The sequence below is a fragment of the Paenibacillus sp. ACRRX genome (genome assembly GCF_022346885.1).
Lineage (GTDB): Bacteria > Bacillota > Bacilli > Paenibacillales > Paenibacillaceae > Paenibacillus_B.
In genome coordinates this window covers 44,059-68,581 of sequence record NZ_JAKRNK010000007.1, presented here as the reverse complement: position 1 = coordinate 68,581, position 24,523 = coordinate 44,059, and the positions used below count along the sequence as shown (strand labels likewise).

Annotated in this window: 25 protein-coding genes and 3 pseudogenes; 9 read left to right on the top strand and 19 right to left on the bottom strand. The window is 40.5% G+C overall.

Going from position 1 to position 24,523, the window contains the following annotated elements:
• Nucleotides 1-29: 29 nt before the first annotated feature.
• A complete protein-coding gene (locus MH117_RS19435; RefSeq protein WP_239331492.1) occupies nt 30-731 on the bottom strand; it encodes a DUF7832 domain-containing protein in 702 nt (233 codons plus the stop codon).
• A gap of 272 nt (nt 732-1,003) precedes the next feature.
• Here MH117_RS19435 and MH117_RS19430 point away from each other — a divergent pair, with 272 nt between their 5' ends.
• Both MH117_RS19430 and MH117_RS19425 read left to right on the top strand, forming a co-directional pair.
• The gene (locus tag MH117_RS19430) at nt 1,004-1,660 is read left to right on the top strand and encodes a TetR/AcrR family transcriptional regulator (RefSeq protein ID WP_239331490.1); all 657 of its coding nucleotides are present in this window, start codon (nt 1,004-1,006) and stop codon (nt 1,658-1,660) included.
• 158 nt (nt 1,661-1,818) lie between these two features.
• Nucleotides 1,819-2,466, top strand: a complete 648-nt coding sequence (locus MH117_RS19425) for a formylglycine-generating enzyme family protein (RefSeq protein WP_275444751.1) — start codon at nt 1,819-1,821, stop codon at nt 2,464-2,466.
• A gap of 244 nt (nt 2,467-2,710) precedes the next feature.
• Here the strand turns inward: MH117_RS19425 and MH117_RS19420 are convergent, their stop codons facing one another.
• The 4 genes from MH117_RS19420 to MH117_RS19405 form a co-directional block, all read right to left on the bottom strand.
• A complete protein-coding gene (locus MH117_RS19420; protein WP_239331486.1) occupies nt 2,711-3,166 on the bottom strand; it encodes a MarR family winged helix-turn-helix transcriptional regulator in 456 nt (151 codons plus the stop codon).
• An 87-nt stretch (nt 3,167-3,253) separates the two neighbouring features.
• Entirely contained in the window at nt 3,254-4,939 is a 1,686-nt protein-coding gene (lpdA, locus tag MH117_RS19415; RefSeq protein ID WP_239331484.1) for a dihydrolipoyl dehydrogenase, read from the bottom strand.
• A gap of 54 nt (nt 4,940-4,993) precedes the next feature.
• Entirely contained in the window at nt 4,994-5,434 is a 441-nt protein-coding gene (locus MH117_RS19410; RefSeq protein ID WP_239331482.1) for an OsmC family protein, read from the bottom strand.
• A 623-nt stretch (nt 5,435-6,057) separates the two neighbouring features.
• Nucleotides 6,058-6,441, bottom strand: a complete 384-nt coding sequence (locus tag MH117_RS19405) for a hypothetical protein (RefSeq protein WP_239331480.1) — start codon at nt 6,439-6,441, stop codon at nt 6,058-6,060.
• Between the two features lie 307 nt (nt 6,442-6,748).
• Here MH117_RS19405 and MH117_RS19400 point away from each other — a divergent pair, with 307 nt between their 5' ends.
• A complete protein-coding gene (locus tag MH117_RS19400) occupies nt 6,749-7,666 on the top strand; it encodes a PadR family transcriptional regulator (protein ID WP_239331478.1) in 918 nt (305 codons plus the stop codon).
• A 42-nt stretch (nt 7,667-7,708) separates the two neighbouring features.
• Nucleotides 7,709-8,548: an alpha/beta fold hydrolase gene (locus MH117_RS19395; protein WP_239331476.1), complete on the top strand. Its 840-nt coding sequence runs from the start codon at nt 7,709-7,711 to the stop codon at nt 8,546-8,548.
• 223 nt (nt 8,549-8,771) lie between these two features.
• Here MH117_RS19395 and MH117_RS19390 read toward each other — a convergent pair whose 3' ends face one another.
• From MH117_RS19390 to MH117_RS19365, 6 genes are all read right to left on the bottom strand, one after another.
• Complete coding sequence (locus MH117_RS19390; RefSeq protein WP_239331474.1) at nt 8,772-8,987, bottom strand: hypothetical protein; 216 nt, start codon at nt 8,985-8,987, stop codon at nt 8,772-8,774.
• A gap of 312 nt (nt 8,988-9,299) precedes the next feature.
• Entirely contained in the window at nt 9,300-9,998 is a 699-nt protein-coding gene (locus tag MH117_RS19385; RefSeq protein WP_239331472.1) for a transglutaminase-like domain-containing protein, read from the bottom strand.
• Between the two features lie 29 nt (nt 9,999-10,027).
• Nucleotides 10,028-10,792 (bottom strand): helix-turn-helix domain-containing protein, encoded by a 765-nt coding sequence (locus MH117_RS19380; protein WP_239331470.1) that lies wholly within the window; start codon nt 10,790-10,792, stop codon nt 10,028-10,030.
• Entirely contained in the window at nt 10,792-11,373 is a 582-nt protein-coding gene (locus MH117_RS19375) for a DUF4256 domain-containing protein (RefSeq protein WP_239331468.1), read from the bottom strand. Before MH117_RS19375 ends, MH117_RS19380 begins: the two co-directional genes overlap by 1 nt.
• A gap of 423 nt (nt 11,374-11,796) precedes the next feature.
• Complete coding sequence (locus MH117_RS19370; RefSeq protein ID WP_239331466.1) at nt 11,797-12,009, bottom strand: hypothetical protein; 213 nt, start codon at nt 12,007-12,009, stop codon at nt 11,797-11,799.
• A gap of 196 nt (nt 12,010-12,205) precedes the next feature.
• Nucleotides 12,206-12,655, bottom strand: coding sequence for a VOC family protein (locus MH117_RS19365; RefSeq protein ID WP_239331464.1), 450 nt, complete (start codon nt 12,653-12,655; stop codon nt 12,206-12,208).
• Between the two features lie 88 nt (nt 12,656-12,743).
• Here MH117_RS19365 and MH117_RS19360 point away from each other — a divergent pair, with 88 nt between their 5' ends.
• Nucleotides 12,744-13,682, top strand: coding sequence for a helix-turn-helix transcriptional regulator (locus MH117_RS19360; RefSeq protein ID WP_239331462.1), 939 nt, complete (start codon nt 12,744-12,746; stop codon nt 13,680-13,682).
• A 201-nt stretch (nt 13,683-13,883) separates the two neighbouring features.
• On the opposite strand, the gene MH117_RS19355 is transcribed toward MH117_RS19360, so the two are convergent.
• The 4 genes and pseudogenes from MH117_RS19355 to MH117_RS19335 form a co-directional block, all read right to left on the bottom strand.
• Nucleotides 13,884-15,212: a DUF4261 domain-containing protein gene (locus tag MH117_RS19355; protein WP_343224474.1), complete on the bottom strand. Its 1,329-nt coding sequence runs from the start codon at nt 15,210-15,212 to the stop codon at nt 13,884-13,886.
• Nucleotides 15,213-15,336: 124 nt separating this feature from the next.
• Nucleotides 15,337-15,859 (bottom strand): annotated as a pseudogene (locus tag MH117_RS19345) (SF0329 family protein); the annotation flags it as partial.
• 101 nt (nt 15,860-15,960) lie between these two features.
• Nucleotides 15,961-16,545, bottom strand: coding sequence for a hypothetical protein (locus tag MH117_RS19340; protein WP_239331460.1), 585 nt, complete (start codon nt 16,543-16,545; stop codon nt 15,961-15,963).
• A 91-nt stretch (nt 16,546-16,636) separates the two neighbouring features.
• Nucleotides 16,637-17,044: a hypothetical protein gene (locus tag MH117_RS19335; protein WP_239331458.1), complete on the bottom strand. Its 408-nt coding sequence runs from the start codon at nt 17,042-17,044 to the stop codon at nt 16,637-16,639.
• Nucleotides 17,045-17,331: 287 nt separating this feature from the next.
• On the opposite strand from MH117_RS19335, the gene MH117_RS19330 reads away from it, so the two are divergent.
• From MH117_RS19330 to MH117_RS19320, 3 genes are all read left to right on the top strand, one after another.
• The gene (locus MH117_RS19330) at nt 17,332-17,517 is read left to right on the top strand and encodes a hypothetical protein (RefSeq protein ID WP_239331456.1); all 186 of its coding nucleotides are present in this window, start codon (nt 17,332-17,334) and stop codon (nt 17,515-17,517) included.
• A gap of 9 nt (nt 17,518-17,526) precedes the next feature.
• Nucleotides 17,527-17,814, top strand: coding sequence for an NTF2 fold immunity protein (locus tag MH117_RS19325; protein ID WP_275444749.1), 288 nt, complete (start codon nt 17,527-17,529; stop codon nt 17,812-17,814).
• 272 nt (nt 17,815-18,086) lie between these two features.
• Nucleotides 18,087-19,277: an ankyrin repeat domain-containing protein gene (locus tag MH117_RS19320; RefSeq protein WP_239331454.1), complete on the top strand. Its 1,191-nt coding sequence runs from the start codon at nt 18,087-18,089 to the stop codon at nt 19,275-19,277.
• On the opposite strand, the gene MH117_RS19315 is transcribed toward MH117_RS19320, so the two are convergent.
• Nucleotides 19,232-19,558 (bottom strand): stalk domain-containing protein, encoded by a 327-nt coding sequence (locus tag MH117_RS19315; RefSeq protein ID WP_239331452.1) that lies wholly within the window; start codon nt 19,556-19,558, stop codon nt 19,232-19,234. The genes MH117_RS19320 and MH117_RS19315 overlap by 46 nt on opposite strands.
• Before the next feature lie 794 nt (nt 19,559-20,352).
• Here MH117_RS19315 and MH117_RS19310 point away from each other — a divergent pair.
• A pseudogene (locus tag MH117_RS19310) lies at nt 20,353-21,472 on the top strand (IS3 family transposase).
• 64 nt (nt 21,473-21,536) lie between these two features.
• Here the strand turns inward: MH117_RS19310 and MH117_RS19305 are convergent.
• From MH117_RS19305 to MH117_RS19295, 3 genes and pseudogenes are all read right to left on the bottom strand, one after another.
• A complete protein-coding gene (locus MH117_RS19305) occupies nt 21,537-22,565 on the bottom strand; it encodes a leucine-rich repeat domain-containing protein (protein WP_239331450.1) in 1,029 nt (342 codons plus the stop codon).
• Between the two features lie 538 nt (nt 22,566-23,103).
• The gene (locus tag MH117_RS19300; RefSeq protein WP_239331448.1) at nt 23,104-23,805 is read right to left on the bottom strand and encodes a CPCC family cysteine-rich protein; all 702 of its coding nucleotides are present in this window, start codon (nt 23,803-23,805) and stop codon (nt 23,104-23,106) included.
• Between the two features lie 105 nt (nt 23,806-23,910).
• A pseudogene (locus MH117_RS19295) lies at nt 23,911-24,372 on the bottom strand (SF0329 family protein); the annotation flags it as partial.
• Nucleotides 24,373-24,523: the final 151 nt, after the last annotated feature.

Here is a 24,523-nt window from a genome sequence, read left to right as displayed (position 1 = left end):
GGCTTCCTTATATTCATTGCCCTACATCTTTAGATTCTAGCCATGAATTGTTGAAAACGTTGTTCAATTACAGGTTCAATCAAGTCATAATTTTCCCACGTATTAGCAATGTGATAGAAGGTAGGCTCATCCCCTTGCAAGGTTTGGACATAATCCTCAGCTGTATATATGTCGTTTTGAATATCCAAATATTCATTCACGAATGGTATAATCTCATCCGAAAGTTCTTGCGTTGAGAACACGCCATCCAGACATTTTCGATAAAATTCAGCACCCATAAGCTGCCGCTTCTTGACTTGCTCAATCTCAGCATGGAATTCCTGCTCGATATCCTCTGTAAACCAATTGTTATTTATGATCCAAGTGATAAACATGCCCGTTGCGGTATATGCGGCATCTCTTGTTAAATCCTGCGGAAACTCCCCTTCGTAATGCCACTTCGCTTTATCTAATACTTGAATTTCAGGGACCTTAATTGCATCCAATATCGATTCTGGCTCTTCGCTGTATCCTTTCGCTTGGTATTCCAAGGACAGCTGCTCAAGCTGCTGAACCGCTTCTTCTGGTGGATATTGTTTATATACCGCATTAGTGGTTTTCTTGCGTAATGTTAAGCGGCCTTTTACGATATTTAAAATATCTTGATCTGTAGAAGTCTCTGTAATCATGAGATGGATATAATTTTTATAATTTTTGCTCGGCTTTGTAAGCAATATTCTCGTTCGCTTCACTTTTCTTTCCTCCTCATAACTGCATAAACAGAACATAGTTTCCATTATACAGCCTATTTTAAAAAAAAGAATTCATAGAAAAATAGACCACAACCGCAGCATTAGTAAAACAAACCACTGAGATTGCGACTGCTCTACCTCTTACATAAGCAGCAGGAAAATGGATAAATAATCGCTTGACACCCAGTTCCATTTATTGTATGTTTTATTTATTCTATCTGGTCAGTATAAAATAATTCAGTTACCTATTCATGACCCCAGGAGGTAATAAAATGCCTAAAGTAGGGATGGAGCCTAAGCGGCGAGCAGATTTAATTAACGCCACACTACTGTGTATTAGTAGTCATGGGATTGATGGCATGACGCTGGATAAAGTCGCTGAGTATGCGGATTGTTCAAAGGGTGTTGTCACTTATTACTTTAAGAATAAAGACAACTTGATTATTGAAGCTTTCAGGTCGTTTTTAGCTTATTATGGTTTGAAGATCAATTCTCAAATTCAGCATACAATGACTCCACAGACCATGATTGAGATTACACTGCAGAACATTCTCCCACCTTATAGTGAGGATGCGCAAATGGCAATCAACGTTTCGGAACTGGAGGGTATTGAACGGATGCATATCCCCCATGAAGTTCAGGCAAAGCTTTTCCTTCATTTCTTTTCTAAAGCCGTGCTCGACCCCCGTTTACAAGAAGTTGTAGCAGCCGGGTACAAGGAAGACATGCAAGGTATCATGAAAATCTTTGACTATGGAAAGATGCTGGGGAGTATGAAGGTGGATGACTCGGGCAGCGCTGCTTACGGCCTGCTGGCCATGGTGGTAGGGCTCAGCTTCTTTAAAGTAGCTAATATTCAACCTATGAACGGTGAAGATAATCGATATATCTGTGAGGACTATGTCAAAAGGTTAACTGGAGGATTATGATGAAAATTATCAAGCTAACAGTGAACAGTATAGGAATTGCTGTTGTAAGCGGCAGCGAAATACTGATACCGCAAATCAAAAACTGAGCATTAGTTCATCCTGAAGTTGAGGGGGCATGTCGAGTGCCAGCAGTATTAAAAAATAATTATCATTATCCAATGGTTAAGATTCCAGGTGGAGAAATAGAGTTAAGGGACGATCGAACCAAAAGGACATGGAAGACCGAACTCAAGCCCTTCCTGCTTGCCCAGTATCCAGTAACAGTCGACCTGTATGATGCGATTACGACTATATCCCCCACTTCTATCGATACAAATCAGACGCCGGTTGTGAATATTTCCTGGCATGAAGCTGTTTCCTTTTGCAATCTGCTTTCTCAACAAGCCGGATTAAATGAATGTTATTCAATAAGGAATAACATTGAAGAAATCATCTGTAATTGGGATGCAGACGGTTATCGCCTTCCTTCAGAAGCAGAGTGGCAGTATGCCTGTAAGGCAGGAACTACAGGATATAGGTACGGAGAAATGGATAAGATCGCTTGGTACAGTGAAAATGCAAACGGCCAAATCCATAAAGTAGGACAAAAGCAGCCCAACGCATGGGGGCTGTACGACATGATCGGGAATGTGTGGGAGTGGTGTTGGGATTTATATGACGAGAAAGTATATGGTTCCTACCGCATTTTCCGAGGTGGCAGCTGGGCAGAAGAGGAACGAGGCTGTGGAGCTTCTTGTCGTCGTCGCAGTCACCCGACATTTGCTATCGATGATCTTGGATTTCGCTTAGCCCGATCTTTAAAATAGGATTGACTCGAAGGTGATGATTGCAAGTTACTATAAAAAGAGTTCAAGCAATATTTCTGTTTGAGCTCTTTTATCGGCAATTGTAGCGATAAATGACTGCTTCGGCACATACGTTGTCCATTTCGGAAACAGTTAGATCGCCCTGTTCGATTCCATAAAAAAATCGGCCTTAGAAATATGCATGGGCAGGCATACTAAGTTAGGCCGATTCTAATATACTCATAGGATATAACGATGAATCAAGTTACGACTTCTCTGCAGATGCATTCTCAACCATTGTGTTCAACACATTCTTAAATATCCGCAGGTCTTGTTCGGAAATACCTGCTATGGTCTCATTTTTAAACTTTTCAGCGATCGGCATCAAACTTAGACATATCTTCACGCCTTTATCCGTTAATTCCAACTGCTTAATCCGTTTATCGGATTGAATTCCTTCGCGGCGCAGATGACCCTCGAGCTCCATTTTCTGAAGCATTCTAACCACGCTGGGCTCCTTTATCGACAATTTATCGGCTAGCTCCCGCTGGGTAATGGACTCGTTTTTATAAATATAATACATCGCAATCCATTGACTTCGAGTCATATGATAAGGTCGAAATTCCTTCTCCAACGTTTCCGCGAATATCTTTGCACTGCGATTTGTGACAAATGCGAGACAGTCATCTAAATTAAACAAATGGTACACCAACCAATCCAATTAGTTTCTCTTTAGGTATTTTCCTTCTTTTATCATGATTATACCAAATTTTATAATGGATGCTTGGTGTACTTTTTAACATGCCCTTTATTGGTGCAGCGCTCCAATGCCTAAACCGAAGGCAGCTTCGTGAAGTACTTCACCCGTTGTTGGATGGGCAAAGATCGTCTGTGTAATTTGATGTTCCGACAGCTCATTGGCTATTGCAAGGGTAAGACTGCTGATGAGAGAAGAGGCATCAGGCCCAATGATCGCACCACCAACGATTTTCCCAGATTGTTTGTCCTTGATTAATTTGATAAAGCCATTCGGCTCATTCATCGTTAATGCCTTACCATTGCTCGAAAATGAAACCTTGCTCACCTGATAGTCCATTCCTTGTTCCTTACACTCGTCTTCAAGCATACCTACACTAGCTATCTCGGGAGATGTAAAAATTACATTTGGAACAGCTATATAGTTCATCTCATCAGGTTGCCCAAGTATCACGTCCACAGCAACAATGCCTTGATGAGAAGCAACATGAGCCAACTGTATAATATTCGTAACATCCCCAATAGCAAAGATATGGTTCACGTTTGTTCTCATTTGTTTATCCACCATAATCCCTTTTCCACGCTCATTCAACAACACGCCGGCCTTCTCAAGCTCCAACCCCTCAAGATTTGGCTCTCGTCCTATGGCGACCAACACCTTTTCGCTAACAAGAAGATGCTCTCCGCTGCTGTCTACGTAGGTGACAACGGCTTGCCCTTCATTTGCACATTGAATTTGGGAAACCTTTGAACGAGTATGAATATGGATTCCAGCCTGTTCAGCCGCAAGCCGTATTTCATCTGAAATATCACGATCCAGCATGGTCAGAAGACGATCCATAAATTCTACAACATGAACCTCTACGCCAAAATTCCGATAAATAAAAGCAAACTCCATGCCAATCACGCCGCCACCTATGATGGTGATGCTTTTTGGCAATTCTTCGCATGAAAGCGCATCCGTACTGTTCATCACAAATGAATGGTCAATGCCTGGAATATTTACTTTGGAAATTTTGGAGCCTGTTGCAACAATGATATTTTTAGAAGTAATATGATAATTCTGTTTACCGGTAACATGTACTGTAGTAGACGATAAAAATGAAGCCTGCCCTCGAATCACCTTAATATTATTTTTATCCATCAAATAGGATATGCCTGAAATTAAATTGTCTTTCACTTCATTCTTACGTCGAATGACCTGAGCCATATCAACTTGCAGGGAAGAGCCTGCGTTAATACCAAATAATGCAGATTCTCTGACATGATGACAGACTTCTGAAGATTTAACGAAAGCCTTAGTTGGAATGCACCCCACATTTAGGCAAGTGCCACCCAGTTCCTCTTTTTCAAGCAATGTGACTTGAATGCCATGTTTGGCGGCATATATCGCAGCAACATACCCTCCTGGGCCTCCGCCTATAATGAGCAGTTCTGTACTTACTTCCTCATAAGACTGCTGCTCTACAGCTGCTGATTCTTGTCTTGATAATTCTGCCGAATCTGCTTTGGCTATTTCCAATTCAAACAAAACTTGGCCTGAGGTAACTTCGCTACCTTCTTCACACAGAATCCTCTTAATGCATCCGTCTGCTGTCGCTGTAATCTCACGATTTCCTTTTCCCGTTTCAACCTGTATCAAGACATCTCCTACAACTACCTGATCGCCAACCTTAACATCTATCGTTCCTGCTCTACCCGTTTTACCACCTGGAATGATTGACATTTTAATTTCCACAGCTATTCTCCTTAGGACCCGCAAGACACTTCTAGTCTGTCTTAGGTGGATGTATTAGTGTGTGACTACTCCCGCTTTAACCAATTTCACACCTTTGGCAAGACAATCTCCAACTGGACATGTTCTCTCAACAAATTCTACAAAAGCTTCCGTTTTCTCTTGGCTTTCATTCGTTTTGAAATGCATCACGAAACGAATTTCCTGAAATCCTGGTCTTACATCCGCAAGTCCCATAAATCCATCTGGATCGAGGTCACCTTCAAGTTCGACGTGAAATTCTTCATATGTGAAATTTTGTACTTGTGCAAACGCAGCAACAACAATGGACTGACATGCTCCAAGCGCACACAACACTGCCTCTACCGGATTCATCCCAGTATTGGTTCCACCCAACTCCTCAGGCTCATCCATAAGGATTTTAAACCCTCTCGATTGTGCTTCGACTTGCAGACCACCTGGTAATTTTTTTGCCATGGCTTGAAATGTAGTTAACATAAACTAACCTCCTTCTTGTTTGTGAATATAGTAACATAGTCAGATATGAATTTCAATAGTTAGCTAAGTAAGTTTTATTGAAGCCACCTATACATCCATAGTTGACGAACTTTTACAATATGAAGAATCTCAATCAGCTATGGTGGTGAGAAAGGATTGAAATTAAGCTTGCTATCGTCCCTACTTTTTTTTATGCGAGTGTAAGTTGTTAGTTTAAACGCGCAGCCATTAATTTAACGAATCGGAGCATTGCCATTAAACCTGCGACACATCTGGCATTTTAGATGGAACGGTCATTAAATCTAAAAGGACCATACAATAAACAATATCCGTTAACGGCCTTACCGTTAGTTGAAATATTATAGCAACCTATGATAAGCGCATAGACGAACAAACGATTGCCCATTATGTAAATCTTGTTGTTAATTTAAGGAGCTACAATGATCTTGAGTTTCAGTTGCCTGCAGTTCCCGAGCTATTACCTCCACTTCGCTTGCCTCTTAGGTCCCTTCTATTCATGAGTACCTCCAAGTACAAGGAAAGAGCCGCATTAGCGATTGAAAAAGCATACACTTTTTCCGCTCTTTAAGACTTTCTAAATCTCTCATAGTAATCTCCCTTATCTAAAGCTCTATTTCACCTGCTTGATCCTGCTCTAGATGAACAAGTGGAACAGGCGAGTAAATAAACGTATCCCCGTCGTCTTCAAGCTTATACATGATACAATACAAAGCTGAACCTCGCTGATCGCCACTCGGTATAGGGAAAATCATGGCTGGACAGCGCAGCTCAGCAGAATGAACACTCGCACACAGATCTTTATAAGTAACAACAGCGAGGTTGTCGACATTAATGAGATGCTGTTGACAATCCCCGATAACTTGCATGTAATACGCTATATTCTGATTATACTTATTCGTAAAACTCCGCTTATACTCTTCAATACTAAGAAAGCAGCATTCCCAATCCAAGGGTGGGATACTTAACACATAACGATAGAACTTCAATTTTCAGATGCCTCCTCTTTAGCCTATAAATATTTTTGAAAAGATCCATCCTACTTAAGTATAACATCCTCGATTTAATTGTCCTTCCACACCAACAAAGTCACCGACTCCACATTTGGTGGGCGCTGAGTGCAGGATACTTTTTTACTATGTGTACACATCGAATAAGTTGAACTACTGACGCTGTGCAGATATCCAGCGTTCAAGGGAACATGTCAGCAACCACCATGATCATCGAAGTTAATAATTGACACTGACAATAGCATAGGTTACTGTTAACCTATGTTATTTATAACGAGGTGTATTCATGTCAATCCAATCAGCAATACTAGGCATACTGAATTGGAAGTCCTCAACAGGATATGAACTAAAAAAGATTTTTGAGGATTCCTCCTTCATGCATTGGTCCGGTAATAATAATCAAATTTACAAAGCTCTAATGAATCTGGAAAATGATGATTTTGTTACGAACGAAGTGGTTCACCAAGATAACTCTCCTTCAAAAAAAATATATACCATAACAGAAGAAGGACGTAATGAACTAAAAAAGTGGCTTGTCTCATCACCAGAAGCTCCAGAAATAAAAAAAACATTTTTGGTACAGCTTGCATGGTCAGATATGTTAAGCGATCAAGAATTAAGTAAGGCACTCTCCACATACGAAAATGAAATCAAACTGCAATTGATTATGCAGAAGGAGAAACACAGACGTGCTCTTCATTCACCTAATAGAAGCGCTAGGGAAAGCTTAATATGGGAAATGATTTCAGAGAACATGATTTCAACCTATCATAATGAACTTAATTGGGTCCGTGAAACCCGCCTGAAGTTGTTTGAAAATGAAGTGATGGAGGAAAAAGACAACATGAAGTATCACGTTAGAGAAATAGAGAATAAAAAATATATTGAACTGATTTCTACAACTGAACCTTTAAGTACAGAGAATGATGCACTTGATCTAATAGCTCTATGCTGGGAACATGAGGCAAATGCGCTTATGATACACTATGCAACCATATCAGAAGACTTCTTCAAGCTTAAAACCAAAGTAGCCGGTAATATGATTCAAAAATTTATAAACTACGGTATAAAAGCTGCTGCTATTATTCCTCCAGAGACCATTCAAAAAGGCAGATTTAAAGAAATGGCCATGGAAACGAACAAAGGCAATCATTTTAGATTGTATGAAAGTACAGAAGAAGCTGAAGCATGGCTTCTGGAATAGAAAGAAAGGCGAAGTGAAATGGTTAATATATACAAGTCCGAGGTGGGCAAACGAGATGTTTTAGGACAGTACCGAAAAATACTTGCGAGCTGGCCCGTGGAAAACCACCAATACGAAGTTGAGACAAGATTCGGGCCGACTTTTGTCATTGAGTCAGGATCAAAGGACAGTCCCCCTCTGATCCTCCTCCATGGAAGCGTATCGAACTCGTTCACTTGGTACGGTGATGTAGCTTCTCTTTCTAAAACTCACCATGCTTACGCTATCGACATTATTGGAGAAGCCGGATTATCCGCAGCAAGCCGACCAGGCTACAAAAGTGGTGCATATGCTCTATGGTTGAATGAAACCATACATGCACTTAGATTAAGCTCCTGCTCAATTGTAGCGATGTCATTAGGCGGCTGGATGGCATTGAGCTTCGCTACCACTTATCCGGAAAAGGTTGATAATTTAGTTTTGCTCTGTCCCGGAGGGCTTGCACGTGAAAAAGCCAGTTTTCTTTGGAAAGCAATCTTTTTCTCACTTCTTGGCAAATGGGGACAGCTACAAACACTTAAATTAGTGGGTGCTGGTCATATTTCTTCATCATCGTTATCTGTATTGGGAGAAGATCCCCCATTTGCATCACTTGTGTTCAAGTATTTCAGACCACGAACTGCAAAAATGCCACTATTTAGTGATCAATCCCTTCATCAATTAACGATGCCGATTTTAATGCTTTTTGGCGATTCTGATCAATTATTACCGGCTAGCAAGAGTATGAATCGACTTAAACCAATTGCACAACAAGCTGAGATCGAGCTGCTGCCGGATACGGGCCACCTCATTGTCAACCAAGCTGATAGAATACTAAAATTCTTGAACCTTCAGGGCAGTTGATAGGTTGCCACAAACCATACAATTAAGGTTTCCAACATCAGCCCTCCTGTCGATCAACGAGAGATGAGCTCAATGTCTGGAAGCCCGTTATTGTTTCGGCACCAACAATAACGCCATGGAATGCACAATCAGGAGACATTTTTGCGGTTCAGGGTACGGTAGACAGTGCGAGGACTTACTTGCGTTGAAGCTCCATCTTTAATGCATATAGCAGCTGAAAACCTTACTCCAGACTCTTGAAGCGTTCAAGGTGCATCCCACTGTGCATGAAGATCCCGACTGCCACAGCAATCAGCACGAACATTCCGATCAGCCCCAGCAGCGTGTCCTGTTCCATCGAATTGTTATTAGACATAATCGTATTATTTTCGAATAGTGTATCCAGAACTAGCAGCAGTGCCACCCCGCTTGCGCAGAGAAAACGCAGAGACCCGTCCATCGTCCGGCCTTTCGTCTTGTAGCCATAAAGGTGTAAACCTCTTTTTCCGTCAGCACAGGTACTGCCTGCTCCAGTCCAGTTAAATGGAGACCAAGTTCGGCAGTCAGTCCCTCAATATTGCCGAATTCCGAAATATAGGTACTTTATAAAACTGAATTAGACAAAAAAGAGGGATTCTCAGCCCCTCTTTACTATTTCCGCCAATACATCTACAACTCAATCTAAATACACGTTGGCCTATCGTGTCCCATGCAATGGCAAGAGGAGACAGGTATTTATCCAGATCACTATGTCCTTCTCAAAGCCGTTCAATTACCCCTGCCTTATACGGCTGACATTTCGATTCATCAGATGCCGAACGACCCAGCTATAGATTGTTTTCTTGAGTGGGCTGAGCCCTTGTTGATGAACGGAGAAGAAGGCATCGGGACTGTCGTAAATCCCAAAATCCCGAACGATTCCTTCTTTTTGCACGTAGGTATCGTTTTCATTCCAATAAATTTCCGGGTTTTGAAAATGATCTGTAGCAACACCGTAACCGCAAAATGAACCCGTACAATGTCCGAATTTTTGCTGAAGCTTGGTCAAGTAGGGAATATCCAGTATAAACCCTTCGATATTCAACCACTTGCCTTCATATAACACTTCAACCCAGCTGTGAACGATCTCCCGGGGCGACAGTTGGTAATACCACCCTTTCATAGCTCCCTTTTGCAGCTTTTTATCAATGGCAAATCCATGCATGCGGCAAGGCACTCCCACAGCCCTCAGCAACGCCATAAACAGCACACCCTTTGTATTGCACTGACCGTAGCCATTCTGCAATACTTCTGACGCCGAAATATCATCCGCCCTATTATAGCCGAACAGGATTTCGTCACGGACGTAGTTATAAATGCCAAGAATTTGTTCCTTCCTGGGCATACGATCCCACTGGCGACTGTGAATGACCTGCCGGATCAGGGGATGAGAATAGTTCAGCAATTCCGTTTCCTTCAAGTATGCTCTCATTGGAAACACCTCCTGCACCAATTGTACGGTTAATGCAGGCAGGAAACTTTTAAAAAGACGCTATCTTTGCGAATATCCTTCGCCGTCATTCCCAGGAGCCGCTTACTGGTGGCGGCTAAATGCGACGGACTGTCAAATCCCGCCGCCATAGCCGCATCCGTAATGCTGAGCCCTTTAAACATAAAATAAGTTGCCTTCTGCAGCTTGTGTAACAGCATGTATCCGCTAAGCGATATGCCTGTATTCTCTTTAAAGAGATGCGACAATCTGCTGTTGGACAAACCCATTTGCCTGGCGTATAGACTTACGGAGTGCTCGGAGTCGGTGCAATCTTTTATAAGCTGTATAAACTCTCTTATTCTCGAATCAACAATAGCTGTATTTACATGATCCACGCCCATTAGCTTCATAAGTTGTCCCAGAAAAGAAAGATAGCTGTCCGTATCCTTAACGCCAGGATACTCTTTTGACACAAATTCGCGAACAGCCTTCATCATCCCCGGCGGAAATACATGATAATTCCGACCCTCTATATATCGCTTAAAGCTTGCCGCTATCTCAGAGGTGCTGTCCATCAGAAGAAGCATCAAAGGGTGCCCCGCTCCTTTTAGCCGATGAACCACATTGGAATGGATAATGATGCCGGCGCAACTCAAGCTTTGTCCCTCTACATCAATGTCAAATTCGTCCTCCAAAGAGATGGTCACCTGTAAAAAAGAATGCTGATGTTCATCCGCATCAATAGTATTGGATATCACCAGCAAGTGATGCTCCGCCCCATAAAAAATCATCATCAGACTCTTAGCGAGCCGCGGAAGCCCCTTGCAGCATAGTAGGATTCAGCTCCATTGTGGTACACAAAGACCGTGTCATAGCGGCGGTCACAAAAGACGGCACCGCCAAGCTCTCTAATATTTGCAGGCGTTACCACCCAGCTTGATGTTTTCAGATCGAATTTCCCAAGCTGCTGCAGTTCCCGGTATTGTTCCTCCGTTAAAAGCTCAATGCCCATGTCGGCTGCCATGTCAACCGCGTTGTTTTGCGGTTTATGCTCCTTCCTTGACTCCAGCGCTGCACGGTCGTAGCACACGCTTCTGCGGCCTTTAGGACTTTCCGCCACACAATCATAAAATATGTATTCGCCCGTCTTATGGTCATACCCAACAACATCGGGCTCGCCGCCGGTTTTTTCCATTTCATGAAGCGACCACAGTTTTTCCGTATTGGCTTCGAGCCTTGCTTGCACGTTAGCCCATTCCTGCCCTTCATGGCGGTTCATGTTTTTCTCGAAACGGGCTTTCAAAGCTTTGAGCAGTCCCTCGTGTTGTTCTGGTGACAATTCCGTCTTATTGCTAATGTCGTTTCCCTTTGTCATGTTTGTTTCTCCCTTCAAATAGGTTCGTTCTAATACCTTCATTTTCATCTTTTCCCTCTAGTTCCCTTTAATACCGAAAAAACCTTTTTCAGAATCCATGATGCCAACTAATCCATTCTCATAGGGGAACCGATCAAACATGCAGTTGGGTTGGTCCCCGATTCGAGTGCCATCTCAGCGTTTTTTTAGCATTTTATCAATGCTTTTTTGTTCCTTATTTTAAAAACCCAAGACAAATATCAACCAGGATTCACTCATGGATCTGCCTAATCCTGTGTATTGCCAACTATCAAATTGCGTAAGAAATAGCCCCATCATATTTCTTTAATTCTTTTGCTCTATAATATAATATCTGTGGATCAGTTTCAGCTTGATTTTCAAGGATATCAAAAAGCTTCTCCGCCTCTTCGAGGTCGTCCAAATCTATAGCCCTTCATAAATCCTACTCTCAACCTCATTCTCCATTAGAAACTTTATGAGATCGAAGTCCTCAGGCTTCCAATCATATTGAAGAGCAACTGCGGCTGCATATCGTTTGGAATAGTTGATGTCTGGGTCTTGATATGCAAACTCTTTCCATAAGTCTCTAGAGTTTCTGATCTGTTCGATATTTGGTCTGACATCTTTAGCATTCATAACTCAATCTCCTATGCATAAATGTGAATGTTGCATTTCAATTAAGCGTGTATGCCAATGACCTGTTGGTACTGTGCGAATGGATAGCTTTTGTAATCACTATAGCACCTAGATTAAGAAGTCGCTTATATAAAAGCAAAAAAGAGGAGGCTACTATTAGCCCCCCTGTCTTATTCCTATTAGCAGTGTTTGTCCATCATTGTAATCTATGATCAAACATTAATTGTATTTGAATACCGAATGGGTCTTCAATAATACCGTATGCTTTACTAAACACATTATTGGATAAAGGAACAATGATTTTTACTCTATCATCTGTAATTAAGCTATTATAAAAATGTTGAATTTCTGCTAAGTCAGCACTTTGAATACATAATGAAGTGTTATTACCAACTGCATATTGTTCACTGGTATCCATTGTATCTTCCGCTATCATTACTTTTGTTCTTCCGATGGATAAGACGGAGTGAGAAATATAATTTTTATTTTCATCTGTAAGCTGTATGGAACTGTCACGACTTGCCATGTCTTGATAGGTAACAACCAACAATTCCTCTGCTTTAAAATGGTTTTTGTAAAAATGTATGGCTTCTTGTGCTTTTCCGTTCATGGATAAGAAAATGGCAGCTTCTAGTGTTGTACTCATGGTATCAATCTCCTTTGATGTATGACCTTGAACTCATCATAATATATAAAGGTATCAAATCATGACACCTTTATAAGGAGGTTTTCAGATGAAGAAATCAGAAAGATTAAATGACATGATAAGATACTTAAACAGTCGAGAGTTCTTTAATTTACATGACCTAATGGTTAAATACAATATTTCTAAAAGTACCGCTCTACGTGATATTAGTTCATTAGAACAGTTAGGTATGCCTATTTTTTCGGAACATGGCAGACATGGGCGATATGGCATCTTAAAAAATAGGTTGTTATCCCCCATTAATTTTACGATTGATGAAGTGTATGCGCTGTACTTTGCCATGTTGACGTTAGAATCTTATCAATCAACACCATTTCATTTAAGTGTTACGAAGCTAAATGAAAAGTTTGAACACTGTCTTTCAAAAGAACAAATAGAGCAGATTCACAAAATGAAAAAAGTCCTACAGTTTGAAGTATATCAGCATCAATATGTTAGTCGTTTTTTAGATAACATTCTAAAAAGTATTCTTAATGAGAGCCATTGTAAGATTCAATATGTAAAAAATAATCAGACAAAAAGTTACCCTGTTCAATTTTTCAAAATTTCTGCTAAGTTTGGTCAATGGTATGCCACAGGAATAGAGTTAACAACAAATAAATATAGAGTTTTCAGATGCGATAGAATAACTTTTATAGAAGAAGAGGAAAACAAATCTCATTTTTCTATTGACGAACTCGTTAGTCGCTCATTAGAAATGTATCAATCTGAGAAGGGGATTAACTTTGAAGTAGAGATTGCAGAACAAGCAAAGGATCTTTATTATAAAGAACATTATCCTTCTATGAAAATAGAAAATGGCAATAGAACCGTTATTAAAGGGTTCTATAATCAAGGAGAAGAAGAGTTTATAGCTAATTATTTTATGAGATATGGTAATTATGTTGTATCCATAAAGCCTGAATCATTAAAACAGCTTATCCAAGATAAAGTAGAGAATCTCTTACATCACTATCAAAAAATATAAATCAGCAAAAAAGAGGGGGCTACTCCCCTCTTTGCTATTTCCACCAATGAATTGCAAGTATCACCTAACGTTGTTGATGACCGTAGCAATCGAATATCCCCCACCTACAGCTTCTAATCTTAGCGGGTCGATAATGGCTGCACAGACTGAAAATACGAACTTTATGCAACATAGGCACCATCGCGGATAGGTAACTACTGGTTACGACTGCTCTGCGCCTTGACTGCCGGCATAATAAGGTTCTCCCGGATCTATATCGATAACAACCCGATGCGGTGCAGCCAGCCCGTATTGGTGCTCGCAGCGCCAGCGCATCTCTTCAGTGAAGCCAATTGTTTCCCCGTCGACAATAACGTCCCCGCGGTCGAATAAATAATAGGCGATATTAAGCAAATTTCCGGCTACTTCATCAGGCTCCAGATCGTAATAATGACACTGAACATCCGGAATGCCAAGCGCGGCGAGTCCCAATGAATCCATCAGACCTTCAGGGCGGCCGCTGCCTGTGCCTTCAACATTATAAAAACGAAGGTTCAGAGCACCATATAACAGTTCGCCTCCTTCAATCGCCGCCAGGTAAGCGTTAGGTTCGACGAGCTTATCGCTTTCCCGGAAATAGATGGCGTCGCAAGGCACCGTTTCCAGCACCGCCCGCAGCGAGCCGGTGAACAGCTGCAGCCGCGATTTGGGATCGAGTCCCGATGCCATCATGTCGATCAACAGCAGCGAGTGCTCGCAATCACTCACGACTTGAGCGGCTTCCCGCCAATGCCAGGACTGCTGAATGGCCGACTCGTAGTCCGTAACCGGGCGGCTTTCTGTATCCATCAGGCTGGTTTGCGCCGGCATTTCGCCTTGAGTATATTCAACCATATAATTCAAATGGAAAAAATGCAGCAAATTCTGATCTTCCTGACTGTTCGCTTCCCACACAGCAAGTCCCGCGGCATCCGGATGATGTTCTCCGCGATCAACCTTACCCGTGTAAAGTTCCATCTTCTCGTAAAGCATGTTTCGGTCCAGCTTCGGCGGCTGCTTGTATTTTAACTCCACAGCGTACACCTGGGCAAAACCAAAGTCCTTTTCCTGTTCAAGCATCTCATTCGCCTCAATATCATTCTTCACCGAAGCAATTGCGTTTGGCTGCACTGTCCCTGATTTCTCTTGATGGTCTGTTAGTCCAACCTCGTGACGACTCCATTTCAATAACAACGAAGTATCTTCATCATCGGGATCAAGTTTATTCGCCATTTCGAATGCAGTTACTGCATCCTCATATTGCGATAGGTAGTAGTAGGCATAACCCACACGAAAATGCCAAAGTGAGTCATGCTCACCTTGCGTTTTGATCGTCGAAAGTTGCTGTAATGCTTCATCGTAACGTTCCAGATTGTTTAATACTCTCGCCAAATGGCTAACTATATCATAGTCTCTGTCCTGTTCGGGAATTTCCGCAATCCTGCCTACTATTTTTTCAAATTCATCCTCTTCATGCCAGAGGTTTAGCTGTTCCAACAGGTCTCTTTCCATAACACTACCTCCTATGCTTCCAAAAGCATCTTAGATACTTTTCTAGTTTTATATCGGAAAACCTCCTTACTTCGCTAATAGGAAACCAACAATTGATAAAACTCTCCTTTATCACAAGGGGCATCGGTGTCAGTACCTTCATCATACTCATATTTAAAATTCGCTTTTTTCCAACTCGTCTGTCCACCAATGCCAGAATATTTAATAAGATATCATCGCTCTCTATGCTTTCCTCTATAGAAATGGATAAGAACTTATTTGCTGTCACAATAAAATTTGATTTACTTAATGATGATTGTGCCGACAGTAGCTCTTTTCCTATTCTGTTATTTTTCTATTTCTTGCAATTACGATTAGTCGATCCTCTGGAACTGTTCCTTGGTATCTTTTCTGACCTCTTCAATTTCTTCATTGCTGATAGGAATTTGGATATTTGAATCATTCTTAATTCCCTGCTCCGTCTGATACCATCTGATTAAGCTAGTTTTATCACTCATATTAAATAAATTCTTTTTATCTACTGCCATAAAACAAAACCCTGACTTCTCGGATAAATAGCGATAGCTCGATGCACGGTATTCGCCCCTTCCATGTAGCGTAGGACATAGATAACTCTCCAGATTTTGTTTCAATTTGCTCCAGGACATGTACTACTCCTTGTTCTATATAAATTACTACCTATTGAGGTGTCACGCTTCAATTTATAATTCATCAAAAAGAGATGACCTTAATGCCATATCTTCAGTAATTACATAGTGTCAATCCATTCAACAAACTCATCAATACAAATCTTAGGGTTAATTTCTTTGTTCATCTCCGCAATTGCATCATCATATTCTAGCTCATGAATGATTAAAGGTATGTCTTTGTCAAACACGCTCTTAATCATGCCCTCATTATGCAATCTTTTCACCGTTTCCTTGACGATTTGATAAAAATCAGCAACGATCTGCTTCCCTAAATCCATAGCTTTGTCGAAATTGTCTTCTTCCAACTCGTCACCATAGTACCATTTGGAATCCTTCACCCATTGATCTCTTAGAATAAGCGCTTCAAAGTTCTCATCCTCGTAATTATCACCAATTATTATTTCCTCATTCTGCAACCAGAAAGCATAGTTCCACCTTGCCTCGTCACGATTCGATGCATTCGTAAGGTTCTCTTTGTAATTCGTTTCCGTGTTATAACCAAAAACTAGCCTTGGTTTTCTTAAATCATCATCCTCGGTTTCAACATAAAAAGATAAAACATAAATGTCACTCAGAAGATCGCCATCCCAAGATAAAATGCTTTCCCTCACACTCGTGAAAACATATTCTTTTAAACTACACATACTAATTCCTCCTATTGTTCTAAAATATAGGTATATTAAGATCCTCTTTGACCACTGTGTATGTACATTGTTAGACGATACCTATGCCAGTCTATAGTCTTTCCTCTTCATCACTGTACTCATATAATTTAACATAGTTAAAATGGGATGCGCTTAGCAAATCAGCAAGGTACTTTTCTTGTTCCTCGATAGGTACATGATAGGGTGGTGTAACATCTTTTAGATTCGCGAACAATACCCATCCAACGTTTTCATCTGCAAACTTATATTGCCCTTCTACATCTTTATTTGGATAAACCTCCACATAAACTTGCTTCTCTTTGTTCAAATTCCAATAAAAATGCTTATAAACATATGGAAGTCTCGCTTCTAACATCCCTTTATTTCTAGTTTTCGAGAATATCCTACGAAGTGGATCTAAAAAACTGTACAGAGCATTCATCAGCTCCTTTTCATCCTTATTTGTGCACAAAAAACCAAACTCATACATTTTATTCATTATATATCCTCCGTAAATTAGTTTCCCATAGTAAAGCCAATCTGCTTTACGCCTTAATTATTGTTATCCTCAATCATATTATAATATTTCGTTTCGCCTTTTCGCTATAAAAAGCCCTTCCTCCTATTCAGGAGCTCGAATCAAAGAAGGATTGTATAAGTTATCACTTGGGGTTAGTATTTAGTGTATGAGAAACTATGGAAAAGGCCATAAATCTTGTTATGGCTGATCCGAAAGGTACTAAATAACTTGTCGGACAAGTATTAATTAAATTTATATGTGGAGAGGTGTTATCCCGTGGTCAACAAGAGTTACACAAGCATTTAATTCATATCGTCCAACAATACGGATCAAAATGGAACGGCATAGAAGACCACATCTATAAACAACATGAACAAGAAGAAGCTGAATTAAAAGAAAAATATACAGGTGATGAATATCATTATGTTCAACGAACAGATTGGCACGAATAATTCTCGGGGCTGATCGGTTCTATTTTTGTTGAATACTGTACCGATAAAAAGAGGGTATATGGAGGAAAAAGCAGACAGAGCATTGGTTTTCCCGTGAAGTTCAATGGGATAGAGCACTCTATTGAAACCAATGTTGAACTTAAAAATAAAAATCGTGCAGAAGTTTATATCAAAACAGAAACTAACTTTAATGATGAATACCTGTTTGTGTTATTAAGAAAAGCCGACACGTGGAAAATTGATAATTATAAAAATAGGCGTTATGTCAATGAAAAGTGGAATAGTTGCATCCTCTAACTCACCTGATAGATAGGAGTTGCAGGGTTCAAGAATTTTTTACAATCTCTCGAACTCTTCTGCTCTTTGTTAGCTGATTAATCTCTAAAAAAATAGCCGTTTGAAGTCAAAGCAAAACCCTTTGACTTCAAACGGCATAATAGCGCAACGATATTTAAAGATCTCTATCGTCCCATTCTGGGGTCCATCTAAAACTATAAGGCAAACCGAATTCCGAACCAGTTCCATTTGCACCCCATGTCATATGATCAGATGTAATGAGATCAACTTGTATGTTAGGATATTTAACAATAGCGCCAGAAGTAATCAATTCAAATACATATATTCCACTTCGCTTCGTTGGTGAAACAACAGGAGCAACAGTTAGTTGGAATGCCTCACAAAACAAAGTTGTGATTAATGAAATTCCAGAAATATTATTGGAACGTCTATGTTCACAAGGGAATGCTGAAGGTGTGAAGAAGGTAATCGAAGATCATCCATACATTGATTTAGATTATAGACAGGGAAGATATTTATTAAACGCGATTTTGGATGCTGATAGCTTTGAGACCGTAAAAGTGCTTGTCAATGCTGGTGCAAATGTAAATCTTATAAATTCTATTGATTCTACCCCATTATATTTGGCCTCCAGTCACAGCTCAGAAATGACTCGATGGTTACTAGATAATGGTGCTGATCCAAACTTAAAAAATAGTAAAGGCGAAACTGCTTTTGATCGGGTATTTATCAATAGTGAAGATAGAAGAAAAACGGCAGAGATTCTAAAGGAGGCGATGCAACAGGCTGGTTTTGAATCAGGGGAAGCGATCAAGTTTCCATATGAAGTCGAATTATTGAATAAAGGCTTTACCCTGACATTTAACGAATTAGGTGAGAACGATTTAGGACTGATTCTGAAGGTGAATTCCATTAATAATTCGGATAAAAAAGGGTATGGAGCATATCCGAAAATTAGTATCCGTACAGAAACTGAAGATTTGACCAATATAAAATACTCAAGGGTGTCAGGTGATGATTCTTTTGGCAAGGGTAAAGCTGCATATGAATATGTGTTTAGCAAACCTACTCAACAATCATCAAAATATCGAATAACCGTAGAAGACGGAAAAGATGTAAAAGTGTTTTACGTTGAAGCTAAACAGATTATATCTTCAGCAATTACATTACAACAGCTCTCGCCATATCTTCAGAAAAAATACTCTTCTGTTGTGACAGATAGTGGAATTACAGAATTTAAAATTTCGGTTGAACCGTGGATTCTGGGAACATATCGAATTGAATTAGATTATGATAGTAACTTCTTCTGGAATAAGGACTTGATGACACCTACCGTCAAAGAGCAATTGAGAAATCATATGAAGCAAGTTGCTGCGGATGCTATCAATCTTCTTCCAAACATTCGTTTTCAAGGTGGTTACACACAAAGGTGGTATAAATCTACGGGCTTATCATTCACATAGGCCATTTTCTCCCCAACATATAGCGAGATTATGGTAATCGAGCCCTCATTTTGTCTTCCTCGAATGTTCTTTGTCTTTGCATCATAGTTGATAATTAACCCCATAGAATCGAATAACTCTCTAAATGGAACCATGACCGTTCCATTCCTCATGATCGGTGAGTTTTTAAACTCTACTGTAGTATCATTCAGGCTTACTTTGATCGCTCCTTGAGCTTGAACTACCGCTGCCATCAACAATCCGACCAAGAAGATACAAGCTGAATACATTATCTTTTTCATGTTACATCCCCTAACTGCAAGTATCTATTCATAGTTACCTCTTCATTCTCTTTTTTCAAACAGAAGTTGTCAATGCTCAACTTTACAGACTATTCCAGGTTGGTCATTTGATGCTGATTCATAGAACAATCACAATTATGGGGGTATTGCTTCAATAATACAATTTACGCACCTTTAAATTAAGCATAGGTCCCCTCCATTGACTGCCATTATCGCATGATATATTTTCGGATTTAAACAACCTCCGCTAGTTGTCAGCCACAGTATAGCTCCAGCTACTCTGTTTCAAAATGTCCTTCTCCCAGTTATGATGTATCAAATGTGATTTTAGACATTTTGAGAGACTACCTCAGCCTAAAACGAGCGCTTCAAAAAATGTACTTTTTGAAAGATTTCAAAGGCCGGGTAAAGGTCGATTTATTTTTCACATTTTCATATACTTGCCCCAAGATCAGTACTAAATGGGGTAGTCTCCGATCAAAAGATGACAAAGTGCATGGTAAGCCTTCGGATTCTATAACATCAGTAATTACTTCTCATTTTTGGGAAATAGTAATGCTACTCCTTGATCGGAATAATCTTTGAACACCCAAGATTAAAGCCTGGCAACACCTAGATCAAACTTCAAGGAGGGTGGGCAATGGACTCAGGTTCTTTTAAGGCATCCCCGATATCGAACCCGTTTTGTGTAAGTATATCTAGTGGATTGTCAACTGGATCGGCTACATTTAGTTGGCCAATAAAAATAAGGGTTTGTAGAATAGATCTATCATATGAAGGAGCGGATCTCTACCATGTCCAAACAACAACGAAGAACGTTTACAACCGAGTTTAAAAAACAGATGGTGCAACTCTATGAAAATGGGAAATCCAGAGCAGCGATTGTGAAGGAATACGACCTCACGGCTTCGGCTTTGGACCGATGGATTAAGCAATCGAATGCAACTGGTTCCTTCAAAGAGAAGGACAATCGTTCATCTGAAGAAAATGAATTAATCGCTTTGCGTAAAGAACTTCAACGTCTCCTGATGGAGAACGACATTTTAAAGCAAGCCGCGCTGATCATGGGACGAAAGTAGCTATCATCCAAAATAACCGTGATAAATACTCGGTATCAGCAATGTGTGACATCCTCGAAATTGCCAAAAGCACGTTCTACTATGAAGCAAAGGAACAGCCCAAAGAAGAGGCATGTACGAAAGCCATTGTGGAGATCTTCCATAAGAATCGAAAGGCCTACGGTACGCGAAAGTTGAAAGCAACGCTTATGGAACGGGGGCTCATCGTCTCCAGACGACGGATAGGCCGAATCATGCGAGAACAAGTCGTGTCTCTACGTATACCATTGCCCAATTTAAGCCCCAGAAATCGGCTTGTAATGAGGCAAAGTCGGCGAATGTATTGGATCGTGAGTTTGAATAAATGGAAAGAAAACGCTTTGTCGTCAGCGATCTGACATTTGTGAAAGTAGGGCATCGGTGGCATTATGTTTGTGTCCTCATTGACCTGTTTAATCGAGAAATTATCGGCCATAGTGCAGGTCGAGCAAAGGATGCTGCGCTGATTTCCCGTGCCTTTGCAACGGTTGAGGGTGATCTCAGCCAGATTCAGTGGTTTCATACGGATCGCGGTAGCGAGTTTAACAACCACACGATGGACCAACTTCTTAAAACCTTTGGTATTGGCCGGTCACTCATCAAGAAAGGATGTCCTTACGATAATGCCGTGGCTGAAGCCACTTACAAGGTCATTAAAACGGAATTTATCTACCAGATGGAATTTCGAAGCTTTCATCATCTGGAATTGGAATTATACGACTACGTGAACTGGTTTAACAAGCATCGTATTCACGGATCATTGGGGTACATGACACCTGTTCAGTATCGTCAAACAACCCTTAAAAAAGTTGTCTGATTAACTTTTGACAATCCATTCCAGCCTTTTTGAACAGAAGAGCCGCCGATCGGACAAACGGCTCCTACGTTAAAATTGGGGCCAGATGCTCCAGCGCCAGTGAGCGTATGCGTTGATCTTCCGAAATATTCTCATACAAAAGCTGCCCTTTTCCTGCCCTCTCCATTTGTTCGCTCATGGCCGCGATGCGTCCCTTGTTGAAATCGATAAAACGAAAATCAACCTGTTGCAGGCTCTCCATGTCCCCCAAGGGAGCAAAGGCTTCTGCCTTTATGGCTGTATTTATCTCCTGAAGCTCTAGAACCTCAAGCCTCCTAGCACTCCACAGATTTTCGATGTCCTGCAGTGATTTCATGCAGTTCAACTCCAACTGACGGAGCTTGTCCATCTTCGAGAAATCACACAAACGTTCTACCTTGGACAGCGATAAGCGCAGAAAGTTCAAGTTGTGCATTTGACCTACGGCTTGAATATCGGTTAAGTTGCGTACAGAGGACAAGATCAGCATACTTACGTTCGAATCGGCTATTATATCGAGCGAACCTTTCAATTCGCAGCTATCGATAGACAAGTACTTGAGCAACGGCAGGTCTGCTACGACATCCAACTGATCAATCGTGCAGTTCAACAGAAGCGTATCCAGGCAAATGCATTCCGCTACAGGGGCCAGATTATTGAATTTGCCATGCAGTTCAAGATAGGTTAATTCGCTATAATTGCAGATAAAATCCAGATTTTGTGCTTTTTTTGGCGAATTCACAATTAAAAATTGTAATTGCTTCATCGTACCAAGCTTAGTCAAGTCTTGCTGTTGCCGGAGATCCAGCTTCAGAGCGGCTGCATGCTTCATAGCAGCAAGTGTCTCAAGGAATTCCTCCTTATAGCGGGCCTTCTCGTCCCTGTTCCATATGTGCAGAATCAGATCCGGACGTTTGGCGAACACCCGTGCATCCAGTTCAAGCAGATCCTCCGTCAGATCCGCGCCAACAACGAAACTGACGGTTGCCCGGTTTCGCAACTGTTTAACGGCAGCACTCATCTTCTCTGCATTCCAGGGAGTCCCATGCATAGAGGCATGCCAAGGTTTATTCATGATCTGTTACCTCCTGACTACGATTTTTTTGCGATAGGATCAAGCCGCCTTGAAACACCAGCTTGATGTCATTTTCGCGAGAGTATACCGATCTTGTAAATCCCTTCTGATTGAGAATTTACTTCATTAATATCCGTATAACTCCCCATTTCCTCAATAAAATTAATGAATAATTGATTATCTAGTATTTTTTGTTATCCTTCTTTATCTATAGAAACAGGAATATATGCTGCACTTCTCACGATAAAATCTCTTCAGTATCATAAGAGACATCGGTGTCAGTACCTTCATTATAGTTATTCTTGTTAAGTTTCTCCAACAACGTTCAATTGCAGAATAAAGCAGCAGCAGAAACTTATGTAAGAAGGACTGAGCAACTAGTGTTTCAAGTACAATAGTCTCTTCCACGACGTTTTCCGCTTTCAATCAAACTGTATCAAACGCAGCACATCTCGCCCTGTAAAATCAAAATTTTTCGTGCATTCCCCACACCCACTCCACCATAAAAAACGCCTCAGAGATAATCTCTGAAGCGTGATTACTTGCAAAACATATTTATATCATCTAAGGCTGAATGAGCATGCCCTCTAACAAACGAACTCTCATCTTTCAATGCATGATGGATAAGAGGAATAATCAGTTCCTTATTAACGGATCTGTGTATTCTTGCAATATGCCCAAAACATAGAATGGCTATTCCTCTTATATTTTCGTTTCTGTGCTGACTATATCGAACCATCAGTTCTTGTAAAAACTCTCCATCGTCCGCATGTAACGCTAGGGAAATTAAGCCTTTTACTTTTGTAGCAGGGTCATCCGAATTGATTAGGTTTATGATCTCTTGATTTTTCTCTATGTTGTTGCTGTATCGCTCCACTCGCTCGTGAACCATGTTATCTAGTGTCTTTTTGAAGGAGTCGATTTCCTGCCATATTTGTGGAGTAGATTCATTATTTGCTGTTCTAAGTTTTTCACATGCATGTATTAAGCTTTTCTTTGTTTGAATTTCTTTATCCGTTTGTTTTAGAACCCTTTGTCTATCTCTATACATGATGTAGTGCTTTTTAAAGTTCTCCCGAGCCTCTGTAAGTGAATAGTCTTGATTTGGACCGCCCCTAACTTTATCTGCGTGGGGGTCATCTTGTCCATCATCTTCCCAATTACATAAACAACAAATCTCCCAACCTCGTCTTTCTTCTAGTGTGGGATAACCGCAACAGGGACAATGATGCCGATTCATTTGACACTTACCTTTCTTTTTCAGTCATCAATGATTACTTGTCTCTCATCATCAGTAACTCTTTTCAAAAAGCTGCCCTGATAAAGGTGAATGAGCAATTGTTTATTATAACGTACTACGTCGTAGTTCATAAAAATACTGCACAATGGGATGCTTTAACTTTATCTTCTCAGTCATATTTAAAATTCTCTTTTTTCCAACTCGTCTGTCCACCAAAGCCAGAATATTTAATAAGATATCAACGCTCTCTATGCTTTCCTCTATAGAAGTAGTTAAAAAATGATTAGCCACAACGTTAAAATTTGATTTACTTAATAAAGCCTGTGCTGATAAAAGCTCCTTTGCATATTCTGTTATTTTTCTATTTCTTGCAATTACGATTAGTCGATCCTCCGGAACTGTTCCTTTGGTATCTTTTCTGACTGCTTCAATTTCTTCATAGCTAATCGGAATTTGGATATCTGAATCATTCTTAATTTCCAGTTCCGTCTGATACCATTTGATCAAGCTAGTTTTATCACTCATATTAAATACATTCTTTTTATCTACTGCCATATTACAAAGCCCTTCTACTATCCATCATGCAATAACTAACACCAATCCTCTATGTCCGAATGAAAATGCCTCCACCGCTGAGGGGAAAGCTCAACATAATGCTTGCTATCAACATGATTACCATTCAACACTTTGCCTTATACTGGTGTCGTATATAAATTCA